At 63.8% G+C, this 5,167-nt stretch carries 1 protein-coding gene; it reads right to left on the bottom strand.

The features are described 5' to 3' along the window. A partial coding sequence (locus ACOQFP_RS22095) for an amino acid adenylation domain-containing protein (RefSeq protein WP_421585535.1) occupies positions 1 to 5,167 on the bottom strand: 5,167 nt, incomplete at both ends.

Here is a 5,167-nt window from a genome sequence, read left to right as displayed (position 1 = left end):
CGCATCCAACTCACCATACGAAAGCACCCGAGAACCAGAAACCACCGCAACACCACCAGCACCGGCAACACCCACCGCACCAGCGAACAACTCCGGCAACACCACACCCGCAACAGACCGCGGACCACGAACCGGAGCAAGCGAGTCGTACTCGTCGGCCGACAGGATGTCGATGTCGCCGACCTCGACGGACGGATCTGCCGTCACGGTGTCGAGAATCCGTACGAGACGTTCTGCGAATACGCCGACGGTGTCGGCATCGAAGAGTTCTGTGGCGTAACGGAAACCGGCGGTGATACCGAGCGGTGCACCGGATGCGTCGAATTCTTCCGCGACCGTCAACTGCAGATCGAAATTGGAGATGTCGTTGGGCAGTTCGATGCCCTCGATGGACAGGCCGGGCAACGTCACCGTCGGCCGCTCGGTCTGCTGGAATTCGAGCATCACCTGGAACAGCGGCGCGTGGGCTGTCGACCGTGCAGGATCGACTGCGTCCACGACCCGCTCGAACGGAACGTCCGCGTGTGTGAACGCGGCGAGGTCCGTCGAACGAACCTCCGACAGCAGGTCCGCGAAACGAGTCGAGCCTGGTACCTGGGTGCGCAGGACGAGCGTGTTGACGAACATGCCGACGAGTTCGTCCAGTGCTGCGTCTCCGCGGCCCGAGATCGGCGTACCGACAGAGATGTCCTCGGTACCCGAGAGCCGAGCCAGAAGGATGGCCAGTGCGGCGTGGACGATCATGAACGAGCTCGAATTGTGCTCGGCAGCAACGGCGGCGAGCCGTGCATGGACACCGGCGTCGATCTCGAACGGGACGGTGTCGCCGCGCAGAGACGCCACCGCGGGCCGGGGGCGATCGGTCGGCAGGGGCAACACTTCGGGGCTACCGGACAGTGTGTCGACCCAGTAGGCCGATTGCCGAGCCATCACCGACTCTGGATCGGATTCGGCACCGAGATACCGACGTTGCCACAGCGCGTAATCGGCGTACTGGACCGGCAACGGTTCCTGACTCGGCGCATGCCCGGCAGCGCGGGCGCTGTACGCCACCATCAGATCGCGGGCCAGTGGAGCGCTGGAGAAGCCGTCGGAGGAGATGTGATGTACCACCATGACGAGAACGTGCTCGTTCTCGCGCTCCCTGATCAGCCGCACTCGCAACGGAACACCCGTGACCACGTCGAAGCCCGAACCCGCGACGTCGGCGATCAATTGCTCGACGTGTCGATCTCCGTCTGCGTCGATCGGAGTGAGATCCGGCGTTGCCGATGCCACATCGAGTATCGACTGGACCGGTCCGCCGTCGGAGAGGGGGAACATAGTGCGCAGCGACTCGTGCCGGGTCAACACGTCGCCGATGGCCGAGTGCATTGCGTCGACGTCGAGGGCACCGCTCAAACGCATGGCGAAGGCGACGTTGTACGCGGCCGACGCGGTGTCGTACTGGTTGATGAACCACATCCGCTGCTGAGCCAACGACAGCGGTACCACCGCGGGCCGCTCCTGCGGAACCAGCCGGGGTGCTGCCTGGTCGTCGTGTTCGCCCAGCTCGATGCCGGCCGACAGGGCGCGAACGGTAGGCGCGTCGAACAGATCCCTGATGCCGATGTCGGTTCCGAGTGCTGCGTTGAGTCGCGCGACCAAGCGCATCGCGATCAACGAGTTGCCGCCGATCTCGAAGAAGCTCGACGTGACGCTCACCTGGGACATACCGAGTAGGTCTCCGAAGACCCCGGCCACGATCTCTTCGACCGGATTCTCGGGGCCGACGAATTCGGAAGCAGCGACGGTGAATTCGGGTGAGGGCAGTGCTTTTCGATCGAGTTTGCCACTGGCGTTGACCGGCAGTGAGTCGAGTACGACCACGTGCGAGGGCACCATGTAGGCCGGAAGGCGCCGTGCGGCCTCGGCCGTCAGCTCGGTGGCGTCGACGGCAGTGCCGTGCGTGCCCACCACGTAGGCCACCAGCGTTTCACCGGTGTTCGGGTCTTTGTGGACCAAGGCGATCGCCTGGGCGACCGATTCCGACCGCAGTAGAACTGCTTCGATCTCGGGCAACTCGATGCGTAGACCGCGCAGTTTGACCTGGAAGTCGGTGCGGCCGATGTACTCCAGTTCACCGTCGGCGCGCCAGCGCACCAGATCGCCTGTGCGGTAGAGCCGCTCGCCTGGTTCGCCGAACGGATCGGCGACGAAGCGGTCGGCGGTGAGGTCACCACGGCCGACGTAGCCGCGAGCGAGCTGGACGCCTGCGAGGTACAGCTCGCCAGGAGCGCCGATCGGTGCGAGTCGCAGCGAGGCGTCGAGTACGTACAACCGGGTGTTCCACACCGGTGCACCGATGGGGATCGTCACCGGGTCGCGTCCGGTCACGTGGTAGTAGCTGACATCGACGGCCGCCTCGGTGGGACCGTAGAGATTATGCAGTTCGGCCAGCGAGAACTGTGCGAACTGAGCTGCCGTAGCCGGGGGAAGCGCCTCGCCACTGCAGAACACGAGCCGAAGCGAGCCACATTCTGCTGCGCGTGCTCCTGCCGCGAACACTGCGAGCATCGACGGCACGAAGTGAGCCGTGGTGATGTGCTCTTCCGCGATGATCCGCGAGAGATATGTGGGATCGCGATGTCCCTCGGGTTCGGCGACCACGAGCTTGGCACCGACTTGGAGGGGCCAGAAGAACTCCCACACCGACACATCGAAGGTAGCCGGTGTCTTCTGCAGGACGGTATCGGCTGGTTCCAGGCGGTACTCGTGCTGCATCCACAGCAGACGATTGACGATGGCCGAATGGGTGACGGCAACACCCTTGGGTCGACCTGTCGAACCGGACGTGTAGATCACGTAGGCGGTGTTCGACTCTCGCAGGGTTCCCAGCCGGTCGGAGTCGGTGACCGAGGAGTGGTCGCGATCGGAGACGTCGAGAAGATCCACCGCAAGGACCGGAGTTGCGACCGGAATGTTGATCCAGTCACGGCTGGTGGTCAGGATGCATACCGGTTGAGCGCTGGACAGCACGTAGGACGAACGTTCGACCGGATGGTCCGGGTCGATGGGTACATACGCGCCACCGGCCTTGACGATGGCGTACATACCGACGAGCAGATCGATCGATCGTCGGATTGCCAGGCCGACGTGGGACTCCGGTGCCACGCCGAGGGAGATGAGGTGACGAGCGAGCTGATTGGCGCGTTCGTCCAGTTCGAGATAGGTGACGTGTTCGTCCTCGAACACCAAGGCGGTGGAGTACGGACTGCGCAGCACCTGCCGGTCGAACAGACCGGCGAGCGTCATGTCGATGTCCCCGGCAGGGATCTGCTGGTGCACAGGGGGTTCGATCAAGCGTGCAGTGTCGTTCCACTCGAACAGCATCAGTTCGCGTTCTGCGGCCGAGAGGATGTCGATATCGCCCGTGCGAATGTCCGTCGATGTGCCGATGGTGTCGACGATGCGGAGGAAACGGTCGACGAAACGGTCGATGGTGTCGGGATCGAACAGATCGGTGGCGTAGGTGAAAGACGCCGACAATGCTCCGGACTCGTCGACGGGTTCCTGGTCGACGCGGAGTTGCAAGTCGAACTTTGCAGTGCCGGTGCTGATCTCTTCGAATTCGACGGTGAGATCGGGCAGTTCCAGTGTGGCCGCTGCATTGTTCTGGAACTCGAGCAAGACCTGGAACAGCGGAGAATGATCGGTCGACCGTACCGGATCGAGAACGTCGACGAGTCGCTCGAAGGGAATATCGGTGTTGTCGAAGGCAGCGAGATCGGAGCTGCGGGTGCCGGCCAACAGCTCACCGAAGGTCGACTGCGACTCGACCTGCGTACGCAGCACGAGCGTTCCGACGAACATACCGACGAGATCGTCGAGTGCCGCATCGCCGCGACCCGCAGTCGGGGTGCCGATAGCGATGTCCTGGGTACCGCTCAATCGCGCGAGCAGCAATGCCAGCGCGGAGTGGACGACCATGAACAGCGTCGATTCATGGTGGGCGGCAACCGAAGACAGTCGTGTAGCGACGTCGCCGGGGATCGTGAACGGTGTAACACCGCCACGCATCGACTGGCGCGTGGGCCGCGGCCGATCTAGTGGCAGCGGCAACACGTCGGGCAGGTCTGCCAATGCCGACTGCCAGAACTCGATCTGTCGTGATGCCACAGACGTGGAGTCGTTCTCGTCGCCGAGAACGGCGTGCTGCCACAGCGCGAAGTCCGCGTACTGCACCGCCAACGGTTCCCATACCGGAGCCGAGCCCTGTGCCCGTGCACTGTAGGCGACCATCACGTCGCGGGCGAGAGGGGCCATCGACGCGCCGTCGGCGGCAATGTGGTGCACGACGATGGACAACACGAAGTTCTCCGGACCGCACCGGTAGAGGACCGCGCGGAAGGGAAGATCCGACGTGACATCGAATCCTGTTGTTGCAGAGGTACGGACGAGCGCCTCCACCGCGCCGGCGTCGACATCGACCACCTCGAGCGGGAGCATCGAACCGGTGACGTCTTCCGCCGGGGCGATGACCTGGTTCGGCAGGTCGCCGACCGTCGGAAACACCGTGCGCAGAGATTCGTGCCGAGACAGTACGTCGCCGATCGCCTCGGACATCGCAGTGATGTCGAGGTTGCCTGTCAGCCGCACCGTGAGCGGAATGTTGTACGCGGGCGAGGACACGTCGAACTGGTTGATGAACCACATCCGCTGCTGCGCGAGAGACAGCGGTATCGACTCGGGCCGATCGACGGGAACGAGTGCAGGCCGGCGATGCAGTGACGCACCCTTGGACTCCGCGCGTTCGGCAAGACTGCGAACCGTCGACGCCTCGAACAGGTCGAGGACCTTCAGATCCGTCCCGAGCGCAGAATTGACCCGCGCTACCAAACGTGTTGCCACGAGGGAGTTTCCGCCGAGATCGAAGAAGCTGTCGGTGACGCCGACTCGTTCGACGTCGAGAACGTCGCAGAAGACTGCCGCGACCGCGTACTCGTACTCCGTCTGGGCAGCCTCGAACGTACTCTGTGAGCCGAGCTCAGGTTCGGGTAGTGCGCGTCGGTCGAGTTTGCCTGCAGGAGTCAACGGAATCGACTCGAGCATCACCACTGCCGAGGGCACCATGTGCGCCGGCAACACCGAACCGGCATGCTCACGCAACGCCGCCGCATCCACACTG

Origin of the sequence: Rhodococcus sp. MALMAid1271, from assembly GCF_049195265.1 — a bacterium.
Taxonomy (GTDB): domain Bacteria; phylum Actinomycetota; class Actinomycetes; order Mycobacteriales; family Mycobacteriaceae; genus Rhodococcoides.
This window is presented reverse-complemented; position numbering and strand designations above follow the sequence as displayed.